Origin of the sequence: Pontixanthobacter aestiaquae (assembly GCF_009827455.1) — a bacterium.
GTDB lineage: Bacteria > Pseudomonadota > Alphaproteobacteria > Sphingomonadales > Sphingomonadaceae > Pontixanthobacter > Pontixanthobacter aestiaquae.
The window spans coordinates 2,598,580-2,618,795 of the sequence record NZ_WTYZ01000001.1 but is presented as its reverse complement, the minus strand read 5'-3'; the positions used below and the strand labels follow the sequence as shown (position 1 = coordinate 2,618,795).

Below are 20,216 nucleotides of genomic sequence, written 5' to 3'. Positions count from 1 at the left end.
GATGTTTTGGCACAACTCTGTGTCCGCCAACACCACCCCCTAACCGACTCCTCTAAAGAAGAGGGGGAACTTTGCTTCACTCACACTCAATAGCCAATAGCCTGACCGTCTTTGCGCATTTCGGTCGCGCCCGAATAGACGCCGGTTTCCGGATCGCGGCGGATCGCCTGATATCCGCCGAACATGATGCCGTTATCGACGACTTCGACCTTGTGGCCCATAGCTTCGAGCGCCGCGATGGTTTCCGCCGAAATCCCCGGTTCGACGTGCAGAGTTCCGAGCAGGTCCGCTCCTGTACCCGCCAGATCGTCGGTCGGTTGGCGGCCGCCATCATGGTTCAGCCGCGCAGCATCGCCCGCCTCCTGAATATTCATGCCGTAGTCGACCATATTGATGAGCACTTGGACATGCCCCTGAGGCTGCATTCCGCCGCCCATCAGGCCAAGTGTCATATAGGGGCCGCCGTCTTTCTTCACGAAGGCCGGTATAATCGTGTGGAATGGCCGCTTGTTCGGTTCATAAACATTGGGATGCGCGGGATCGAGGCTGAATAATTCCCCGCGATCTTGAAACATAAAGCCGAGCCCATCCGGTGTCAGCCCGCCGCCCATGCCGCGATAATTGGACTGGATCAAGCTGACCATCATCCCGTCTTTGTCGGCGACGGTGAGATACGTTGTGTCGCCGGGACCTTCCAGCTTGGGTTCGCCGGGCCGGTAATCGGGCGTCGCCTTAGCCGGATCAATCAGCGCGAAACGCTTCTTGCCATATTCCTCGCTCAGCAATTCCATCGGAAACTTCGAGAAATCGGTGTCGGCGTAGAAACGCGCCACATCGGCGTAGGCCAGGCGCTTGGCTTCGGTGATATAATGCAGCACTTCGGGGCTGCCGCGTTCCCATTGCGAGAGGTCGATATTCTTGAGGATATTGACAATTTGCAAAGCAGCGAAGCCTTGCCCGTTAGGTGGTAGTTCGCACAGTTCGTAGCCATCCTTGTACCCGGCGCAGGCAACCTCGACCCATTCGCTGGTATGCTCGGCAAAGTCTTCATATTCGAAGGCCGAGCCTTGGCGTTGGAGATAATCGACCATCACTTTGGTGAGCTCGCCATCATAGAATGCTGCGCGGCCACCGCGTCCGATAGTTTCCAGCGTGTTCGCAAGGTCAGGGTTTTTGAAAATCTCGCCCGCTTTGGGCGCGCCGTTGGCGAACCACGTCGCGCGGGCATTGGAGAAATCGAAAGGTGTGGCTTCCTGCCGTCGCTCATAAGCGCGCAGGCTGCGATCCAAATACATCGCAATAATCGGCGCGACCGGATGGCCTTCGCGCGCGTACTCCACCGTCGGCGCCAGAATATCGGCCATCGAGAGCTTGCCGAACTCGCCATGCATTTCAAACCACGCATCGACCGTACCGGGAATTGTGATTGGCAGCGGTCCGACAGGGGGAAGGCTGTCGCGATCCCCGAGCTTTTCCTTTAATTGATCGAGAGTCTGGTTCTTGGGCGATCGGCCCGAGCCATTGATGCCGTAGAGTTTTTGTGTTTTGGGATCCCAAATAATCGCGTAAAGATCGCCGCCGATGCCGTTGCCGGTCGGCTCCATCAGGCCCAGTGCAGCGTTGGCTGCAATCGCGGCATCAACCGCGTTGCCGCCTTGTTTGAGGACATCGATGGCAATCTGGCTAGCCAGCGGATGCGCGGTCGCCGCCATCCCGTTTTCGGCATAGACCGGACTGCGTGACCAATCTGCACCGACAGGGCGCCCGCCTGGACCGATGGATTCTTTGAAGTCGGGCTTCTGTGCAACCGGTTCGGCTTCGCTATCTTGGGCCTGTGCCGGCGTTGCTATCACAGCAAGAGGTGCCAGAGCGGTGAGCAATGCTATCGATTTTTTCACGAAATTCTCCTTCGGGGGAGCAGCTTAGCTACCCCTGTTGGCTACCAAATCATCGACGACACCCGGATCGGCGAGTGTCGATATGTCACCCAGATTGCTCGTGTCATTCTCGGCGATTTTGCGCAGGATGCGCCGCATGATTTTGCCGCTGCGGGTCTTCGGTAGACCCGGGGCAAATTGCAGCACGTCAGGCGTTGCAATCGGGCCGATTTCCTTGCGGACCCATTTGACCAGCTCGGCGCGCAATTCCTCGCTGTCCTCAACCCCTGCATTGGTGGTCACATAGGCGTAGATGCCTTGCCCTTTAATATCGTGCGGCATGCCCACAACGGCGGCTTCGGAAACCAGCTCATGCGCAACCAGCGCGCTTTCGACCTCTGCTGTACCCATCCGGTGGCCGGAGACGTTGATTACATCGTCGATCCGGCCGGTGATCCAGTAGTAATTATCCTCGTCGCGGCGGCAGCCATCGCCGGTGAAATAGTAGCCGGGATATTGGCTGAAATAGGTGTCAAAAAAACGTTCATGATCGCCATAGACCGTCCGCATCTGGCCGGGCCAGCTATCGGTGATGACCAGTGCGCCCTGCGTAGCGCCTTCGAGCACGGTGCCTTTCTCGGGATCGAGAATGGCTGGCTTTACACCGAACATCGGGCGCGTGGCGCTGCCGGGTTTGAGCGCGGTTGCGCCCGGCATAGGCGTGATCATTGCTGCGCCTGTTTCGGTCTGCCACCACGTATCAACGATCGGGCAGCGCCGCTCGCCGACCACGCGATGATACCAGTCCCATGCTTCGGGATTTATGGGCTCACCGACCGAGCCAAGCAGGCGCAGGCTCTTGCGGCTGGTCTTGGTGACATACTCATCGCCCTCGCGCATCAGCGCGCGCAACGCAGTTGGCGCGGCGTAGAAAATCTCGACCTGATGCTTGTCGATAACGTTCCAGAAGCGCGAGTGATCGGGGTAATTGGGGACGCCTTCGAACATCACCTGCGTCGCGCCATTAAACAGCGGGGCATAGACGACATAGGAGTGACCGGTGACCCAACCGACATCGGCGGCGCACCAGTAAACCGGCATCGATCCATCCGCCTTGGGTTGGTAATCGAACACATATTCCTGCGTCATGCTCGTCCACACGGCGTAGCCGCCGGTAGTGTGCAGTACACCCTTAGGCTTGCCGGTGGAGCCCGATGTGTAGAGAATGAACAGCGGGTCTTCCGCGTCCATCACTTCGGGCGGACAGTCTTCGGAAGAAGCCGCCATCGCCTCGGCCCAATCGACATCGCGGCCTGCAATCACGGGCACATCCGCGCCGGTACGTTTGAGCACGATTACCGTATCGACCGAGACTTTCTCACATGCAGCATCAACATTGGCCTTGAGCGGAATAGGCTTGCCGCCGCGCAGACCTTCGTCCGCCGTCAGCACGATATTGGACTGACAATCTTCGATCCGCCCAGCCAGCGCATCGGGACTGAAACCGGCAAACACGACTGAATGCACCGCGCCAATCCGCGCGCAGGCCAGCATCGCAATCGCGGCCTCCGGCACCATCGGCAGATAGATTGTGACGCGATCGCCTTTGTTGACACGGTTCGCCTTGAGCACATTTGCGAAACGGCACACTTCTGCGTGAAGCTCGCGGTAGGTGAGGGTGCGGCCTTCTTCCGAAGGATCATCGGGCTCCCAGATAATCGCGATCTGATCACCGCGCTTAGCCAGATGACGATCCAGCGCGTTGGCTGCGATATTGAGCGTACCGCCTTCGAACCATGTGATATGAAAATCGTCTTTATCGTAGGACGTGTCTTTGACCGTGTGGAACGGTTCAATCCAGTCAATCCGCTGCGCTTCCTCTCGCCAGAAGCCGTCCGGGTCATCGATAGAACGCTGGTATTTTTCCAGATAGGTCGCGTCGTCGATCAGCGCGTTTTTGGCCCATTCGTCGGACACCGGAAAAATTGCGTCAGTCACTCAATAATCTCCTGCGATACTTTAGAGTTTGCCGAATTTACCTTCGTAACCGGCTGTGTCGTCGGCGGCTAAGAACTTCGCCTGCTCCATCCAATTGTCACGGCGGATGCGCCCTTCGAAACGGCCCAATTGCGCGTCTATTTCGTCGATCTCAGCATCGGTCCAATTGGCGATCTGTTCAAACTTGGTCACGCCGAGCGATATCAGCAACGATTTGAGCTTGGGGCCAACGCCTTTGATCCGCGTCAGATCGTCCGCCTCATTGCTGGTATCCGCGTTCGCTTTGGCGGCTTCAACCGCATGCTCCGTGGCTGCCGCAACAGCAGTTCCGGCGCCCGCAATTCCCGCTGCAGGTACTGCAATTGGTGGAGTTTCAGCTGCCGCGGGCGCATCGATCAGCGCCTGATTGCGGTTTGCCGGTCCTTTGCCTTCATCCAAAACATCGGATGTGTCGGTGTCCACCTTCGTTCGCCGCATTGCGACGAAGATCCACCACGCGGCCAATAGGCCGATGACCAAAGCGGCCACCAAAAGCGGCCAGTTGGCTTGCGCCAATTCCATCATTGCTCTGCTTCCTCTTCACTATCGATAATATCTGTTGCCGGTTTGCGGCCCCACAACGCCCAGCCAATCGTAAGGCCGACTGCGTAGGCTGCGAGCATCATCACGATGAGTTCAAACCAAATCGGCATGTCAGCGCGCTCCCGGTGTGTCGACGGGAGTGGGAGCGAGCGGCTCGGTCGCGATGACTGAAAACTCGATGCGGCGGTTGGCAGGGTCGGCAGGGTCGAGACCGTCAACCGGGTTGCTTGATCCACGGCCAATAGCGCGCAGCCCGTCGGCGGGAATTCCGCGGCTGATCAAAGCATTGCGCACCGCGTTGGCACGTTCTCTCGACAAAGCAAGGTTGCCCGGCTCCGGCCCGGAATTATCGGTGTGCCCGGTGATCGCGATGATGGAGCCGAGGCAAGGGCGCAAAGCCGCTTCCACCTCGTCCAGCAATTCACGGCTTGCGGTATCCATTGCACTGGAAGATTCCTCAAAGCGAACGGTACGGGCGCGCAGCAGCGCTTCGACATCGTCCTGACAATGCATCGGCTTGAGCGGTACTGCGCCGCTTTCGGCAGCCATGGTTCCGTCCGACCAGCGAATCCCGCCGACCCCGGGGATTGCGGCAATGGCCTGCGCCGCGTCAGCGCGGGTTTGTTCGCCCAGATCTTCGCCGCCGACAAGCAGCGGATGACGCGACGGCCAGCCATTGATCGCAGTGAAATCTGCCGTGACATCGGGCGCGCCCGCATCGGCCGCCGCAGCTGCTGCGCGCTGCGACAATTGGGCGACGATGTCATCGGCGGTCCACACGGACCCGGCAAACGCCAGCGCGATACTCCCTAAGGCTCCGGCGGCGATAGCAATGGTAGGGCGAACGGGCATGGCGTGGTCTTAGCCATGCCTGACGCTGCCGGAAAGAGGGTGTTGCGTTCTATCCGCCCAATTGGCTGTCCATGCTACCAGCAACGTCAGTCAGGCGCTTGAATTCCTGCCGCCAGAAATCGCGCTGATTGCCAGCGAGTTTCTCAATATCGTCGAAATCATAATCACCCAGCAAATCATCTTTACGGAGTTTCTGGCCAAAGGCTGCAACTGCCGTTGCAAAGGCGAAGTCACCACTCGGCGCGCTGGCGCTCCGCAACGCGCTTGACGGGATGATCGTATCGATCAGCTTTGACGTATCGCCATCAGGCATTTTGTAACGGAGCTTCACATAGGCTGCTTCGGTCAGATGTTCTTTGTCGGCGGTCATCTTGGCCGAAGGCTCGCCATAACGAAGCGTACCGACCCAGCCTTTGGCACCGGCGGGAACAACTTCGTAAATCGCAGTTACCTGATGTCCGGCACCGATATCACCGGCATCGACCCGATCGTTGTCGAAATCCTGGTTTCGCAGTGCGCGGTTCTCATAGCCGATCAGGCGATACTGGCTGATGACCGAGGGGTTGAATTCGACCTGAATTTTCACGTCTTTCGCGATCGTGAAGATGGTCGATCCCATTTCCGAACCGAGCACTTTACGGGCTTCCAGCGCGCTATCGATATAGGCGTGATTGCCGTTCCCGTGATTGGCGATCTGCTCCATCATCGCTTCGTTGTAATTGCCCGTACCGAAGCCGAGCGTTGTCAGGGTGATCCCGGTTTTGCGCTTGTCCTCGATCAGTTCGATGAGCTTGTCACGGTCCGATACTCCGACATTGAAGTCGCCATCGGTGGCAAGGATCACGCGGTTTACGCCGCCTTTGATCATATTGTCCTCGGCAATACGGTAGGCGAGTTCAATGCCCGCGCCGCCAGCGGTCGATCCGCCCGCCTGCAATTTGTCGATAGCATGGCGGATTTCCGAAGGATTATTGGTCGGTTGAAGAACCAGTCCAGCGGCCCCTGCGTAGACCACGATTGAAACTGTATCGCGCTCGGTCAACTGATTGGCGAGGCCCTTCATGGCGCTTTTCACCAAGGGTAATTTGTCCGCGCTGTTCATGGAGCCGGATACGTCGAGCAAGAATACCAGATTGGCTGCCGGCCGCTCGTTCTGAGGGATGTCGTAGCCGCGCAAGCCGATCCGCATCAGTCGCGTTTCAGGGTTCCAAGGCGTTACCGCTACATCGGTATTGACGCTAAAGGGAACGTCGCGGCTCTCCGGCTTGGCATAATCATAGCGGAAATAATTGATCATTTCCTCGGTCCGCACGGCATCGCGGGGAGGCATCTGGCCTTGCGTCAAGAAGCGGCGGGTGTTGGCATAAGCTCCGGTGTCGACATCGACGGAGAACGTGGACAGAGGATCCGTCGCGACCAGTTTGACGGGAGAGACATCCTCTCCATCATACTTCTCGCGGCCCGGGTCCTGCGGCACGACCATTGGCGGGACGTAGCGCAGGCCGCGTGTCATTCGCGAATTCTGCTTGCTGCCCCCTTCTTGCTCGATCTGCTCGGCAGCGATAACCGACACCGCTGTGGGTACTTCCTGTACCAGGCCCTGCACTCTGCTGCCCGTCACCACGATGGAATCGCCACTAGCCGCGCCGGTTCTGGCAGGCGGCGGGGGTGCGGGCATTGGTGGAGGCGGTGGTGGCGGCGGTGGTGGCGGCGCAACGACTGGAGGTGGAGGAGCGGCTGCATCATTGCCCGCTGATTGATAGCCGTCGTTTGGCGCTGTCGCGCAGCCAGCCAAAAGTGCAACAGATGTTGTGGTTATGATGGTTTTCGAAAAACGCATAAGTCCCCTCCGCTTCAGTCCCTAGTGACCATGCAACATCGCCTCGGGCCGTGAACCGCCTCTGAATGGCGCTGCAAGGAAACTGTCATGTTAGATGGTAAAGCCCACGAAACAACGCTTTGCGCGGCGACGCTACTCTTCCGACTTGGTCATGTTCTTGCGGAACAATACGCGGTCGTCTTCGCCAAAGCCTTTGTGCCAGATGATCCAGCCATAGGTTAGCAGGATCGCCGGAATACCGAAGATCAGCTCTGCCCATTCGGGAAGCAGCGTGGCGAGGAACCCGACCACTACAGCAGGGCCTGTGGCCCACACCAGAGCCCAGCGCCAATTGTTGATTGGATGGCCCAGAATGCGCGAGAGGAACCACGCTTTCACCAGCGATGCGGTGCCCAGTGCGATCATCAGGGCTGCTGCGGCTGCTGCGGCTTTGAACGGCTCGCCATAGCCGAAATGCACCACCAATTGGATCAGCGCCACTGTCAGCACTGCCTGCAACGCGATGGTCCCGATTGAGAGCCACAGATTGCGGACCCTCGCGACATATACCAACACGGCCTCCGCGACGACCGCAGTCGCCGCGACGACCTCGGCCGCGAGCAAGAACGCCAGAGCGCCGGTACCGCCGACGAAGTCTGGTCCCGTCAGGCCCATCACGGCCTCACCCGGCACGCCCAGCGCCAGCGCGATGCCCGCTTGTGCCGCGAGTATCCAGAAACCAACTTGGCAGACCTGACGCGCTATTGCTCCGTAATTCTTGGTTTTGAGATTTTTGGTGATGACCGGACCCAAAACCGGCTCGAAACTGGTTTTCAGCTTTTGCGGCAGGCTCGCAATCTGCTGGGCCATCCAATAAATTCCGACAGCCGCAGGCCCTGCAAACCAGCCGAGGATAAAGATGTCGAGCCGCCTTGTTCCCCATTCAACGGCATCAGCAGTGACGAGAGGCAATGCGCGCCAAACAAGCTTGGCGTGGCGTATCGGCGTCGGGCGCCAGCCTCGGGGTAGGCCGTAAGTGCGCAGGAACGCCCATATGCCGACCGCAAGGCCGGTATAGATCGACACCAGATAGGCCATGGTCAGGCCGCTTTCGGGAATGATGTAGAACAATACGCCCGCCATGATCGAGATTGTCCATGGCTCGACTACGGCGCGGGCGCGGACTGTGGTGGCGATGTCATATCGATAGGCTTGCGCTGCCAGGACAATCTCGGTCAGCGCGTATCCGGGGATGGCCCAGACAATCAGCTTGTCCATGTCGGTAAACTGGCCGCTGGGGAACATCGTGATCGGGACGAACCAGAACAACAATGCGGGAATGGCGGACAGTATCACCGCAACCAGCATCGCGTCGAATACCAGATTGGATGGATGTTCTTCACTTTCGGTCAGGCGCTGCGCCAGTCCGCGCTTTTCACCGAGCGAGCACACCAGAGCGGCGAGCTCGATGACGACAAGCGCAAATGCAAACACCCCCAGGGCCTCGGTCCCGTAAAGCCGTCCGGCAATGAACAAGAAGGGTATCCGCGCGGCCAGCCTTAGCAGGAAGCCGAACATATTGGTGCGCCCACCTTTGGCGAGCGCGGCAATATCTCCCGGATCATCCTCTGGCGGCGTAGCGACTGTGGTCACGCAGCGGGTCCGTGTTCGGCGCGTAGGGGACGGGCGAGAAGTCTGGAGACGACCTCTTTCGCAGGTGCGCCGCCGAGCAATGTGTTGACCGCCTCGACGATCGGCATCGCGATATCGCGGTCATGCGCGAGTTGACTCAGCACAGGCGCGGTATGTGCGCCCTCGGCGACCGTATGCCGGTCCGCCATCAGCTCTGCGGGTGATTGTCCTTCGCCTAGCGCTTTGCCGAGCGAAAAATTGCGGCTTGAGGTGGAGGAGCAGGTCAGCACCAGATCGCCGAGGCCGCACAGCCCGGCAAGTGTCTCGCCGCGCGCGCCTAGTTCCTCACCAAACCGCAGCATCTCTGCGTAACCGCGCGCGATCAGGGCAGCGCGGGCATTTTGGCCAAGGCCTAACCCGTCGACCACGCCGCACGCTATCGCGAGAACATTCTTCACGGCGCCGCCAATTTCCGCTCCGACCACATCGTCGGAGTAATAGGGACGGAATTGTGGACGTGCGATGACCGGCTTGATCCGCTGCCATTGTTCCTCGCCTCCACCGCAAGCCAGTGTGACTGCCGTTGGCAGACCATCGGCGACTTCATGTGCGAATGTCGGACCTGAGAGGATAGCGATATCGCTCTCGGGTGCGGCGTCCTGTGCGACATCATTCATCAGGCGGCCGGTAGTGGCCTCAATGCCTTTACTACACAGGATCAAATCGCGCGGTTTCGTCGGCAGGGCGTCCAACACCGAGCCAAGATGCTGGGCAGGTGTAACGGCCAACACAGCTTCACATTCGGCCAAATCGGCAAGTTCGCTCGTCGCGCGGATCGTCGGAGCAAGGCTTGCCGATGGCAAGAACAGGCTGTTGGTATGCTTGGTATTGATCTCTTCGACGAGCTCGGTTTCACGCGCCCATAAGAGGACATTGCGGCGATCCGAAGCGAGCATCTGTGCCAGGGCTGTTCCCCAAGCACCTCCGCCCAAAACACCAACTGCACTCATGCTTTTGCTCCTGCACCGCGAACCGGCTCTGCATCGGGATCGAGCGGCCAACGCGGTTTTGCGACGAAATCGAGCGGATCGGATTGCCCTGACGCCAGTCGCTCTGCACCTGCCCAAGCGATCATCGCTGCATTATCTGTGCAAAGCGCCAGCGGCGGTGCAACGAATCGCATTGAGCGGTCATCAGCAAAGCCTTCCAATGCTGAGCGTATTGCCTGGTTGGCGGCAACACCGCCCGCAACGACCAACGCGGGGACTTTCTCGATATCATCCAACGACACGCGCAGCCTGTCGAGCAAGCAATCGACCGCCGCCTGCTGAAAGCTGGCCGCGATATCGGCGTCCTCATGCTGGCTTGTGTCTTTGGCGCGCAAAACCGCGCTCTTGAGGCCAGCGAAGGAGAAATGCGGCTCGCCGCTACCGACCAAGGGGCGGGGCAGCGGAACGGCCTTTGGATCGCCCTGTTTGGCCAGTTTCTCCACCGCAGGCCCGCCGGGATATCCGAGGCCCAAAATCTTCGCAGTCTTGTCGAATGCTTCGCCCAGCGCATCATCGATTGTAGTTGCCAGACGGCGATACTCTCCAACGCCTTCGACCATCAGGATCTGGCAATGTCCTCCCGATACGAGGAGCAAAGCATATGGAAACTCGAGGCTCTCATCGGCCAGTCGGGGCGACAGCGCGTGCCCTTCCAGATGATTGATGGCGATCAGCGGAACGCCGCTCGCCATGGCCAATGCCTTGGCGCTTACCAGGCCGACCATCACGCCGCCGATCAGGCCCGGCCCTGCCGTCGCGGCAATTGCGTCGAGATCGTCGAGCTCTAACGCGGCCTCGGCCATCACCTCGGCGATCATTGGGGCCAACTTTTCGGCATGGGCGCGGGCGGCAATTTCCGGCACCACGCCGCCATAGGGCGCATGGTCCTCAATCTGCGAGGCGATCCGCTGGGCAATAATGCGCCGGTCCGTCGTGACCAACGCCGCCGCAGTCTCGTCGCAACTGGATTCGATGCCGAGGATGATGCCCATAGGACTTCCCCTGAACCAGATGAATGGCTAGGGCAAGCGACCTATGACTGACCATGCACGACTAAGGCTGGGCACGCGGCAATCCCCTCTGGCGGTTGCGCAGGCCGAGGAAACCCGGCGGCGACTTTGCGAAGCGCATGGCTGGCGCGAAGACCAGGTCGAGTTGGTTAAAGTCCGCGCGAGTGGTGACAAGATTCAGGATCGCCCGCTCGCCGATATTGGCGGCAAGGCGCTGTGGACGCGAGAGCTCGATATCTGGCTGGCCGAAGGTAAGATAGATGCGGCGGTGCATTCAATGAAGGATGTCGAAACGCTAAGGCCCGACAGTCTGACAATTGCCGCGATTCTCCCGCGTGTCGACGTGCGCGATGTTTTGATTGGCGCCTCCTCGATTACGCTTATCCCTCGCGACGCGATCGTCGGCACCAGCGCTCCGCGCCGCGCTGCGCAAATGCTGTACCACCGCCCCGATTGCACAATTGTTTCGTTTCGCGGAAATGTGGCGACGCGCTTGGCAAAGCTGGCTGCCGGTGAAGCAGATGTGACCTTCCTTGCGGCTGCCGGATTGCAAAGGCTGGACCAGACCGGCACCGGCACACCGCTTGACGCCGATGATTGGCTTCCAGCGCCAGCACAGGGGGCAATCGGCATCGAATGTAATACTGGCGATACCAAAACCCTCGAACTGCTCAACGCGATTGACCACCGCGAAAGCCATCTGACAGTCATGGCGGAACGCGCGCTGCTGGAGGCGCTCGGCGGCACTTGCCACAGCCCGATTGCGGTTTTGAGCGCTATCGATGGTGACACGATCACGATGAAAGCGTCACTGTTCAGTTCCGACGGCGCTGAGCGCGTCGATGGATCGCTTGAATGCAGCGCCGATGCTCTGGATGAGGTGCGCGCATTGGGCCGCGATCTGCTCGCGCGCGGAACGCCGGGCATAACCGCTTTGTTCGAGGGCGGGTGATGCATCCGCCGATTGTGGCGATCCGGCCAGAGCCGGGCCTGTCCCAAACTACCGAACGTGCGAGCGAATGCGGCCTGACTGTTTCCGGATATCCGCTGTTTGAAGTGCGGCCGGTGGCGTGGTCGGTTCCCGATGATCGGGCGTTCGACGCGCTGCTGCTCGGCAGTGCCAATGCCATCCGGCACGGAGGGCCGCAGCTCGCTATGTTGCTTGATAATCCCGTCTATGCCGTTGGTGAAACGACCGCGCGGACGGCCCGTAATGCAGGCTTTAAGATCGGCGGGGTGGGTGCTGGCGGGCTCCAAACCTTGTTGGACTCGCTTGCACACAAGGAAATTGGATTCCTGAGGCTTTCCGGGCGCGATCATGTCGATTTGACGCTACCTCGCTCGCATTCCATCGTGGACAGAATTGTCTATGAGGCTCGGCCGGTGTCGATCCCGAAGCCGATGGCCACGATTTTGCGTGATCGGGCAATTGTCTTGCTGCACTCGGCAGTTGCAGCGGAACATTTCGCCATTGAATGCAGCCGTCTGGCGGTACAGAAGTCTAATATTCGCATCGCTGCGCTTGGCCCGCGCATCGCAGAGGCCGCCGGTGAAGGATGGGAGCAAGTGGCGGTCGCGGGCCGACCTAGCGACGCTGCCTTGCTGGCATTGGCCGAGAACTTGTGTAAATGATGCAGCATGATTTGTCCGCCTGACCTAGTGCGGACGACGAACGGAAATCGATGAACAGCACACTCACAAACTCCCGCAAAAGCGGCTCTTGGAGCGCCATTCTCGGCGTTGCGCTGAGCGCATTCTTGCTCGGGGCCATTTTCGTTGGCTACATCTTCTGGGACGGCGATTACGCTTTCATGAGTGATGAAGTGGAGGAGCCGGCGGCGGTCGATGTAGAGCCCCAGGCATTGGCTTCGCCTGGCGCTTCGCCGGTGCCGACGGCAACGGAAACCGAAGCAGTTGAAGAAGCGACCGAAGCAGTTGAGCGCGTGGAAGAGCAGGCTGGCGGTCTGGATCAGCGCCTTGCTGCGGCCGAGCAACGTCTGGACCGGTTGGTACTTCAAGCCGAAGCTGCGTCCGGGAATGCGGGGAGGGCCGAGGGTTTACTGATTGCCTTTGCCGCACGGCGCACTTTGGAAAAGGGCGAGCGGCTTGGCTATTTGAAAGACCAATTGCGACTGCGCTTCGGTGCGGCACAGCCTGAAGCTGTCGCTACAATCATCGAAGTATCGGAAAATCCGATCCGCGTGGATGAGCTAATCGCGCGATTGGAAGGGCTTGGTCCTGACCTAATGAAATCCGAGGAGGGACCATCGCTCGCGAAGTTCCAGCGGGAGCTGAGCCAGCTGTTTGTGATCCGCAGCGAGGATACCGCTTCGCCGCGTCCTGACCGTGCGTTGGAGCGCGCACGCCTCGCGCTCGGGGTTGGCCGCGTAAGAAATGCGATCAAAGAAGTCGAGACGCTGCCCGGGGCCGACAAGGCCGAGAAGTGGATTGCGGATGCGCGCCGCTACGCCGCGGTTCAGAATGCGCTGGACATCCTTGAGACGTCCGCAGTGAAAGAGCGCAGCCAACTGCGCGACCGCGAAGGCCAGACGATCGAGCAAGCCAGTCCTGCGGAAGATAGTGGCACTTAGGCTTTGAGCAGATCGGGCATATCGCCCGTCACACCGCGCGCTTCGTCCATAAAGAAGGTCTTCAGGATCGGGGTGCGCTGAATTCCGGCCATACCCAAACGCCTGACCGCCGAAGCGGTTTTGCCCGGAATGCCGAAAATGCGGGTGAGCCCGTCCGTTGCCAAGGCAACCGAAAACGCATCAAGCCCGCGCCATCTCTCGTATTTGTCGAGCAATTGCGCATCGCCGGGTTCGAGACCCAGCCGCATACCGTCAGCAAGCACATCTACCAGCGCGCCAACGTCACGCAGCCCAAGGTTGAGGCCTTGTCCCGCGATTGGATGAATGCCGTGCGCTGCATCGCCTATCAAAGCGAGCCTATGATCGACGATCTTTGCCGTATGGTGGAAGCCGAGCGGGTAGGAGGAGCGCGGCCCGACCGATGTAACCTCGCCAAATATATTGCCTATGCGCTTCGTGACTTCCGCAAGAAAAGCCCGGTTCGATAATTTGAGCGTCCCCGACGCATCATCCTCTCCAACGGTCCAGACGAGTGCGCTACGATGCGATCCATCGGGAAGGTCGAGCATCGGCAGCAGCGCGAACGGGCCGGCTTCGTAAAAAATCTCCCATGCGACATTGTTATGCGGCTTTTCATGGACCAGTCCGGCAATAATTGCGCGGTGGCTGTAGATCCATTTGGCGATTACAATGCCCGCCTCGTCACGGGTCGGGGAGCCTCGCCCTTCGGCAGCTATCATCAGATTGCCGTGCAGCTTACGCCCGTCACCAAGGGTAGCCGATACGCCATGTTCATCGCGCCGACGCTCGGTGATTTCGCTTTTTGAATGCCAAGCGATGAGCGGCTCTTCGCTCGCGGCTTCGAACAGTGCGAGACGCAAGTCCCGATTGGCGAACATCCGCCCAAGTGTTCCTTCATGTGGTTCTGGAGTAAAATCGAGGAAGCCCGGCTTCATTTGATCGGTCACGGCGATAGAGGCGATGTCACAGCCAAGCGGCTCCAGCCGGTCGGCCAGCCCGATATTCGTGAACAGGTTCCAGCTCGCCGTCGAGATCGCCGATGCGCGCCCGTCAAAGCCTTCAGCGGTCAGGTCTGCCGGATCGGCGCGATCGACAATATGGCTGGAGACACCTCTGCGCGCGGCAGTGAGGGCCAAGGTCATGCCAACCAGACCGCCGCCCAAAATCAGCAGATCGCGCTTATCGTCCATATCCATGCTTTCAATACAATCGGCGGAGCAATTTGTGCCGCGCTGTCTGATTTGTCCTAGAAGCACACAATCGCGATAGGCAAGGCTTTCGGGACTTGCCGGAACGAATTTAACGGCTAGGGATCAAGCGTGGGGATGTGGCAATATGATTGATATGATGGGGCACAATGAACACGCTTGAGGTGCCGTCCGAGCAGAACATTGTCGTGCGGCTGTTAAGCGATCGAAGACTGGTGCTGGCCGCGCTACTTACAGCCTTTATCGCGCTCTATTTCTGGACCCAATCGCGTTATCCCGCTCTCGATGAAAAGGCGATGATGGGCGGCGACGCCGATATGAGCGGGATCGCATTCGACCAAGTTCTGGAAATGCTACCTAACAGCGGTCTGTTATGGGAGATTTTCGTCAACTCGATCAATTGGATGTATACCAATTGGAAGGGCATGACCTTCGGTGTGCTGTTTGCCGCCTGCGCACTAACCCTGTTCGGATTGATTGAACGGCGCGGGTTTGAAAACCCCTTCGCCAATGCTGCATTGGGCGCTGCTATCGGAACACCGTTGGGCGTGTGCGTAAACTGTGCCGCTCCCATTGCGCGCGGTTTGCACAGCGCGGGCATGCGGTTGGAAACAACGCTCAGCGCATTGGTCGCATCTCCTACGCTCAACGTGATTGTCGTCAGCATGTCGTTTGCCTTGCTGCCGACGCATATGGCGGCGATCAAACTGCTTGGGGCACTGGCGTTTGTAATCGTCGGAGTTCCGATCCTGACGCGTATTCTGGGAAGTTCCGGTTTCCGGGAGGAAGCGCTTGATCGGGCGCACAATGAACTCGACGATAAGCGCGGCTGGATCGCGCGAAAGTTGGAGGCTCTACGCCCGTTGCCTGTTCCCGCATCGGACGTCGACAGCTGGCCCAAAGCAGCAGCGTGGCTCGCAAAAACATTCGGCCGCAATCTGATGTTTATCATTGCGGTCACGGTGCCCCTGATGATCCTGGCTGGCGTGTTGGGTGCGATTATGGTGACGGTGTTCGACTGGAATGATTTCCGGCGTGCAATCGGAGCACCACGGTCCGAAATCATGGTTCTGATTACCATGATCGGCATAGCGATTTTGGGAATCGTTCTGCCGGTTCCAATCGCATTTGATGTTATTCTGGCAGTCATTCTGATCAACGCCGGTTGGCCGGTCAAATATGCGATGACGTTGATGTTCGCGCTCGGCTGCTTCAGTATCTATTCCTACATGATCGTGGGGAGGGCCGTGTCGTGGAAGATTGCCAGTGGCATGATGGGGTCATTGGCGGGCTTGGCGGTCGTGTGCGGCGTGGCTGCGAGCTATGCCGACAAATATGTCGTGCTGGAAACCCACCGCGCGAATATCGGCTATCTCGACGGTTTCGAGCTGGAGCGACCAGACGCACCGCTGATGGCTGCCGATGCCGTGGTCGATGCGCCAGCTGCCGCACCAGTCGCTTACAGTTCGGCCAATCCCGAAATCGAGCATTCCGGTTCGGGCACAGTTTCCGCGTTGGTATCTCCCGTCATGGAGCAAACTGACGCGCCCGCAGTCGAAGCTGGTTTTAATCGCTTGCTCGGCCCCGAAGTGGGTATCGATGTCGAACCACACGCTATCGGGATGGACGTGCTTGAACCTTACCTGATGTATTGGGCAATGGCAGGCGGCGATATCGAGCAGGATGGCTGGGTCGATGTTGCGATAGCGCGCAATCCGTCTGTCGGTGGTTTGCAATTGTTCTCCAATCGCGGTGGCCGCTTCGTCGAAGTTCCTATCGATCTTGGTCCCACTGCCGATCAGTTCGTTGGTACGATGGCATTCACGGATTTGAATGGCGACAGTCTGCCTGATCTGCTGATGTCCAATTTCATGCATGACACGAACATCTTATGGAATGTGGATGGCAAGTTTTCTTACGCGAACCGCACACTTTTGCCCAACGGCAATGCCGGCATGATGGGCGCGCCTGCGTTCGCCGATCTCGACGATGATGGCGATCTGGATATTGTCGCTGCAAACTGGTCGCTTGGGACGGTGGGCAACAATAACGATCCCTATCTGATGGCTTCTCAAGACCGGATTTTCTGGAACGAAGGCGATGGCAAGTTCGAAGCTCAAGAGCTCGAAGGAATACCGGGCGAGTCGCTGACCTCTTTAGTGGCCGATATCGATCTGGATGGCCGACCCGATATCGCGATCGGTGATGATGTTTCGACGGCTGACAAGATTTACCTCAATCGCGGCGAGCGGACATTTGAACTCGCCAAAAAATCATCCGGTCTGATCCCGTATCTTACCCGCACCACAATGAGTTTCGATATGGGTGATATCGATAATGATCTAAGCCAAGAGCTTTACTCAGCACAAATCGCCATGCCGACGGCCCGCATTCAGGACACCCCGTCGTTCAAATATTGTGAGGATGAGCAGCTTAACACCGGATCGGTTGGCGAGTGCTTCTTGGCCACGCGATACCGATCAGAGCCGATGGAATTCGCCCATTCGCTCTATTCCAAATGTGACCGCATCGGCGACCCGACTTACCGTGCAATGTGCGCCGGGATCAGCGCGATCCAGCGGGCTGGCTACGTTCTTGATACCAACGACTGCGACAATGTTGCGGGTCTAGGTGAGGTATTCGTTCGGCATTGCATCCGCGCCGCGTCGGAGCGCTTCCCCAACGCCAGAAAGGCGATCGAGGAAATGGATTATGTCGGCGGGATCGGCCGGCGCAATGTATTCCTGCAGCTGGATACCGAGGGCAAATACCAGGATCGAACCGAAGATATGGGTCTGGATCGTCCGGGTTGGAGCTGGAACTCTCGGTTCGTCGATCTGGATCAGGATGGCTGGCAGGATGTGTTCGTCGGATCGGGCATGACCTATCATCGGACGACAGTGCCCAACGCGTTTTACCGAAATCTGCAAGGTAAGAAATTTGTACGCGACGAAGCGCGGTTTGGCCTAGCCGACGGAATGGCGACCAGTAGCTACGTCTTGGCCGATTATGACCGCGACGGCGATATGGATATCATTCGCGCATCAGTGCTCACTCAGCCGATAGTCCATCGCAATGACGCGCCATCAGGTGGCGCTTTCTGGGTGCGCCTGGAGGATAGTGTCGGCAACCGTGCGGGTGTCGGAGCGCAGATTGTGATTGATACAGAGTCGGGCGGGAAACAGCTGCGCGAAATCCGTCAGAGCGGGGGCTTTGCCACAGGCATCTATCCGCAGGCGCATTTCGGACTGGGCGATGAGGTCAAGATACAGTCGGTGCAAGTCACATGGCGCGATGGCACTACAACTACTTTGCGCGGACCATTTGATGCTAATACGGAGCTGGTAATCCGCCGTGCCCGCTGATTTATGCGTGCTAACTCAACGTGAAATGGTAGGCTGATAGATATTCGGCGTAGGCATCGAACCACTGCTGGACCGCTTTCACAAAACTGGCATCATACGCCGTCGCGGCGAGATGCGCGCCGAAATTCCACGGTTTAGAAGGCCCATTGAAATGCAGCACTTTTGCGTTGCCCATCGGGCTATCGATGGCTGAACGTAGTTTCCCCGCGTGACCTACGAGATAGTTGTAAGACGGGTCGGCCATCGTAACCTGATCGCCGAACTGACGATTGAAGACAGCCTGATCGGTGTGGTCCGATGTGATTGATTTCCAAACCTGCGGATTGAGCTGCCCGAGCAATTGGTCCCAAATGGCCTGCGTTCTGAGTGATCCATCAATCACCATCAGCCCTGCATTGAAACTGGTAAATTTCGCTGCTGCGCTGGTCGAGTCCCCTTCCGCCATCGATGCCGGATCGCGGCCCGTGCCCACTAACTGCGCGCGATCTCCGCAGGCGATAAGCGGCATGTCACTGTCAAACATAGCCGATATATCGCTGCGGAACAGCAGATCGCTGTCACAAAAGAGCGCGCTGCCGCCGCGGTCAGGGTGAAACGCCTCAAGCGAGAGGAAGCGCCGCAGGCGGTTCTTAAGTTCGGGATAGTCTGCTGCCAAGGTGCCGATCGCTGCCGTTAGCGCCGCAGAAGGACCGGTAAAAATCGCTGATGGGAAGCTGGCAGCGAGCGCTGCGATATCGCCCGACAAAAGGTCGTCATGCAAGATCGTGATCTGACCATCGAACCACGCATTGTTGCGCAGGAAAGAATGCAGCATGACCTGCGTGCCGGGAAGATAATCGCGCGATGTGACCGTCACCAACTCTGAAATTTTGTGAGGGGTTGGCATGTCAAAATCTCAGAAATTGCAGCGCGCGGCGTTTGTACGAGAAATTGTCCAATAGGGTGTCCTCCGGACCGCGCAAATCAGCGATGAGCCGGCTCACATCAACAAACTGATCTGTACCGGCAAAATCGCTGCAATCCTCAAGCAGATCGGCGCATTGCCGAAAGGCTTCTGCCATCAGGATTCCAAGCTGCGCGACACGCGCGCGTTCCAATTTGCTGCTGTTCCAGCGGATTAAATCGGGCAGTTTGGGATCCAGCACTTTGCGCATGATCCACCGGCGCGCCTCGGGCCGGTAAAACAAGTGTCCTGGCAGGGACAACGCAAATTCCATGACCCGCCGGTCCAACAGCGGATAGGAATAGGTTATACCGTAGCGGCGGCCCGCAATCGCCCAATCTTCCAATCTTGCAGTTTGTGCGCCGGTTGCGAGTAAGCTCGTCATCGCTTGCCTAGTGTTGCGCAACGATATCGGAGGGGGCGTGATGAGCTCCACATCCTTTACAATGTCGCGCCTCAGATAGCTTTTGGCTAACTTTTGTTTTGTTTGTGGGCCGCTGTTTGATTGCCTAAGTTCCGTAAAGCCTTGCTTTACGCCCCTTGCCAATGCCATCGGGAATGACCCGTCGCATACTGCCGCGAGCTGGCGCCAATGGAGGCTGGTAAGCAACTGCGCGCGGTGGCCACGGCCATTGAAGGAAAGCCCTTCGTCTCCGCCCCAGCCAGACAGGATGCCATCTACGCCCTGACCCCGGGCATGGCCAAGTATTGCATCTTCGCCGAGAAGATTGGAAGCATCCGGCCCTTGCGACCAGTCCGATCGCAACAATGCAGTGATATTTTCAGCAGACGTTGCCGGCGCATGCATAGTCAGATCGAGCGCTGAACGTGCGGCTTCGGCCCAGCGTGTTTCGTCATCAGATGGATTGTCCGGATCACCCAAATACCATGCATAAGAGGGCGGATCGGGGAGATTGGCGCCACGCTGCCGGTTCGTAACGAGCGCTGCCACTGCCGATGAATCCAAACCGCCGCTGAGGTGCACCGCCGGCCGCTTGATGTCACGCAATCGGTCGGACACCGCTTGTTTCAGTAACTCTCTGCCCGCTTCGATGTAATTTTCATCGCTTGCCAGATTCAATTGCGGAGAAGCCTGCGGCCGCCAAAATCGCTCCAAACTATGGCTTTCGCGGCGAACCGTAAGTGTGTGCCCTGGCGGCAGCCTTTTCACGTTCCGAAGAAGCGTACGCTCGGCTGGGCAAAAGGTATTAAATGTAAGGACCGATGCGACGACTGCCTGATCAAATTTGTTGGCAGTATTTCCGGCCA

The 20,216-nt window shown here is 58.5% G+C and carries 17 protein-coding genes; 5 read left to right on the top strand and 12 right to left on the bottom strand.

The window, feature by feature from the left end:
• Window positions 1-86: 86 nt before the first annotated feature.
• From ggt to GRI35_RS12445, 6 genes are read right to left on the bottom strand one after another with little or no spacing between them, the layout of a single operon-like run.
• Window positions 87-1,898 (bottom strand): gamma-glutamyltransferase, encoded by a 1,812-nt coding sequence (gene ggt / locus GRI35_RS12465; protein ID WP_290258164.1) that lies wholly within the window; start codon window positions 1,896-1,898, stop codon window positions 87-89.
• A gap of 24 nt (window positions 1,899-1,922) precedes the next feature.
• Window positions 1,923-3,875 (bottom strand): acetate--CoA ligase, encoded by a 1,953-nt coding sequence (gene acs / locus GRI35_RS12460; RefSeq protein ID WP_160614455.1) that lies wholly within the window; start codon window positions 3,873-3,875, stop codon window positions 1,923-1,925.
• 21 nt (window positions 3,876-3,896) lie between these two features.
• Window positions 3,897-4,439, bottom strand: a complete 543-nt coding sequence (locus tag GRI35_RS12455; RefSeq protein ID WP_160614454.1) for a hypothetical protein — start codon at window positions 4,437-4,439, stop codon at window positions 3,897-3,899.
• The gene (locus GRI35_RS13960) at window positions 4,436-4,567 is read right to left on the bottom strand and encodes a hypothetical protein (protein ID WP_268894028.1); all 132 of its coding nucleotides are present in this window, start codon (window positions 4,565-4,567) and stop codon (window positions 4,436-4,438) included. The genes GRI35_RS12455 and GRI35_RS13960 overlap by 4 nt, the downstream gene beginning before the upstream one ends.
• Window position 4,568: 1 nt before the next feature.
• Window positions 4,569-5,309: an OmpA family protein gene (locus tag GRI35_RS12450; protein ID WP_160614453.1), complete on the bottom strand. Its 741-nt coding sequence runs from the start codon at window positions 5,307-5,309 to the stop codon at window positions 4,569-4,571.
• Window positions 5,310-5,358: 49 nt separating this feature from the next.
• On the bottom strand, window positions 5,359-6,987 hold the full coding sequence (locus GRI35_RS12445; RefSeq protein ID WP_235900220.1) for a vWA domain-containing protein: 1,629 nt from the start codon (window positions 6,985-6,987) through the stop codon (window positions 5,359-5,361).
• On the opposite strand from GRI35_RS12445, the gene GRI35_RS13870 reads away from it, so the two are divergent.
• Window positions 6,978-7,130: a hypothetical protein gene (locus tag GRI35_RS13870; protein WP_235900219.1), complete on the top strand. Its 153-nt coding sequence runs from the start codon at window positions 6,978-6,980 to the stop codon at window positions 7,128-7,130. The genes GRI35_RS12445 and GRI35_RS13870 overlap by 10 nt on opposite strands.
• Window positions 7,131-7,281: 151 nt before the next feature.
• On the opposite strand, the gene GRI35_RS12440 is transcribed toward GRI35_RS13870, so the two are convergent.
• The 3 genes from GRI35_RS12440 to tsaD form a co-directional block, all read right to left on the bottom strand.
• A complete protein-coding gene (locus GRI35_RS12440; protein ID WP_160614908.1) occupies window positions 7,282-8,706 on the bottom strand; it encodes a lipopolysaccharide biosynthesis protein in 1,425 nt (474 codons plus the stop codon).
• Window positions 8,707-8,777: 71 nt separating this feature from the next.
• Window positions 8,778-9,770, bottom strand: coding sequence for an NAD(P)H-dependent glycerol-3-phosphate dehydrogenase (locus GRI35_RS12435; RefSeq protein WP_160614451.1), 993 nt, complete (start codon window positions 9,768-9,770; stop codon window positions 8,778-8,780).
• Window positions 9,767-10,801: a tRNA (adenosine(37)-N6)-threonylcarbamoyltransferase complex transferase subunit TsaD gene (gene tsaD / locus GRI35_RS12430; RefSeq protein ID WP_160614450.1), complete on the bottom strand. Its 1,035-nt coding sequence runs from the start codon at window positions 10,799-10,801 to the stop codon at window positions 9,767-9,769. The genes GRI35_RS12435 and tsaD overlap by 4 nt, the downstream gene beginning before the upstream one ends.
• A gap of 43 nt (window positions 10,802-10,844) precedes the next feature.
• On the opposite strand from tsaD, the gene hemC reads away from it, so the two are divergent.
• Genes hemC through GRI35_RS12415 form a run of 3 tightly spaced genes read left to right on the top strand, consistent with a single transcriptional unit; the run spans window position 10,845 to window position 13,410 of the window.
• The gene (hemC, locus tag GRI35_RS12425) at window positions 10,845-11,771 is read left to right on the top strand and encodes a hydroxymethylbilane synthase (RefSeq protein ID WP_160614449.1); all 927 of its coding nucleotides are present in this window, start codon (window positions 10,845-10,847) and stop codon (window positions 11,769-11,771) included.
• Complete coding sequence (locus tag GRI35_RS12420; RefSeq protein WP_160614448.1) at window positions 11,771-12,451, top strand: uroporphyrinogen-III synthase; 681 nt, start codon at window positions 11,771-11,773, stop codon at window positions 12,449-12,451. Before hemC ends, GRI35_RS12420 begins: the two co-directional genes overlap by 1 nt.
• A gap of 50 nt (window positions 12,452-12,501) precedes the next feature.
• Window positions 12,502-13,410, top strand: a complete 909-nt coding sequence (locus GRI35_RS12415; RefSeq protein ID WP_160614447.1) for an MICOS complex subunit MIC60 — start codon at window positions 12,502-12,504, stop codon at window positions 13,408-13,410.
• Here GRI35_RS12415 and GRI35_RS12410 read toward each other — a convergent pair.
• Window positions 13,407-14,621 (bottom strand): FAD-dependent monooxygenase, encoded by a 1,215-nt coding sequence (locus tag GRI35_RS12410; RefSeq protein ID WP_160614446.1) that lies wholly within the window; start codon window positions 14,619-14,621, stop codon window positions 13,407-13,409. The two genes, GRI35_RS12415 and GRI35_RS12410, sit on opposite strands and share 4 nt — an antisense overlap.
• A 167-nt stretch (window positions 14,622-14,788) precedes the next feature.
• Here GRI35_RS12410 and GRI35_RS12405 point away from each other — a divergent pair, with 167 nt between their 5' ends.
• Window positions 14,789-18,004 (top strand): FG-GAP-like repeat-containing protein, encoded by a 3,216-nt coding sequence (locus GRI35_RS12405; RefSeq protein WP_160614445.1) that lies wholly within the window; start codon window positions 14,789-14,791, stop codon window positions 18,002-18,004.
• Window positions 18,005-18,014: 10 nt separating this feature from the next.
• On the opposite strand, the gene GRI35_RS12400 is transcribed toward GRI35_RS12405, so the two are convergent.
• Entirely contained in the window at window positions 18,015-18,890 is an 876-nt protein-coding gene (locus tag GRI35_RS12400; protein WP_160614444.1) for a glycosyltransferase family 8 protein, read from the bottom strand.
• 1 nt (window position 18,891) lies between these two features.
• Complete coding sequence (locus GRI35_RS12395; RefSeq protein WP_235900218.1) at window positions 18,892-20,028, bottom strand: asparagine synthase-related protein; 1,137 nt, start codon at window positions 20,026-20,028, stop codon at window positions 18,892-18,894.
• Window positions 20,029-20,216: the final 188 nt, after the last annotated feature.

Excerpts from the sequence above, each read along its gene's own strand:
- GRI35_RS12455 (WP_160614454.1), bottom strand. The coding sequence starts at position 4,439 with ATGATGGAATTGGCGCAAGCCAACTGGCCGCTTTTGGTGGCCGCTTTG.
- GRI35_RS13960 (WP_268894028.1), bottom strand. The coding sequence starts at position 4,567 with ATGCCGATTTGGTTTGAACTCATCGTGATGATGCTCGCAGCCTACGCA.
- GRI35_RS12450 (WP_160614453.1), bottom strand. The coding sequence starts at position 5,309 with ATGCCCGTTCGCCCTACCATTGCTATCGCCGCCGGAGCCTTAGGGAGT.
- GRI35_RS12445 (WP_235900220.1), bottom strand. The coding sequence starts at position 6,987 with ATGCCCGCACCCCCGCCGCCTGCCAGAACCGGCGCGGCTAGTGGCGAT.
- GRI35_RS12440 (WP_160614908.1), bottom strand. The coding sequence starts at position 8,706 with ATGTTCGGCTTCCTGCTAAGGCTGGCCGCGCGGATACCCTTCTTGTTC.
- GRI35_RS12435 (WP_160614451.1), bottom strand. The coding sequence starts at position 9,770 with ATGAGTGCAGTTGGTGTTTTGGGCGGAGGTGCTTGGGGAACAGCCCTG.
- tsaD (WP_160614450.1), bottom strand. The coding sequence starts at position 10,801 with ATGGGCATCATCCTCGGCATCGAATCCAGTTGCGACGAGACTGCGGCG.
- hemC (WP_160614449.1), top strand. The coding sequence starts at position 10,845 with ATGACTGACCATGCACGACTAAGGCTGGGCACGCGGCAATCCCCTCTG.
- GRI35_RS12420 (WP_160614448.1), top strand. The coding sequence starts at position 11,771 with ATGCATCCGCCGATTGTGGCGATCCGGCCAGAGCCGGGCCTGTCCCAA.
- GRI35_RS12415 (WP_160614447.1), top strand. The coding sequence starts at position 12,502 with ATGAACAGCACACTCACAAACTCCCGCAAAAGCGGCTCTTGGAGCGCC.
- GRI35_RS12410 (WP_160614446.1), bottom strand. The coding sequence starts at position 14,621 with ATGGACGATAAGCGCGATCTGCTGATTTTGGGCGGCGGTCTGGTTGGC.
- GRI35_RS12405 (WP_160614445.1), top strand. The coding sequence starts at position 14,789 with ATGAACACGCTTGAGGTGCCGTCCGAGCAGAACATTGTCGTGCGGCTG.
- GRI35_RS12400 (WP_160614444.1), bottom strand. The coding sequence starts at position 18,890 with ATGCCAACCCCTCACAAAATTTCAGAGTTGGTGACGGTCACATCGCGC.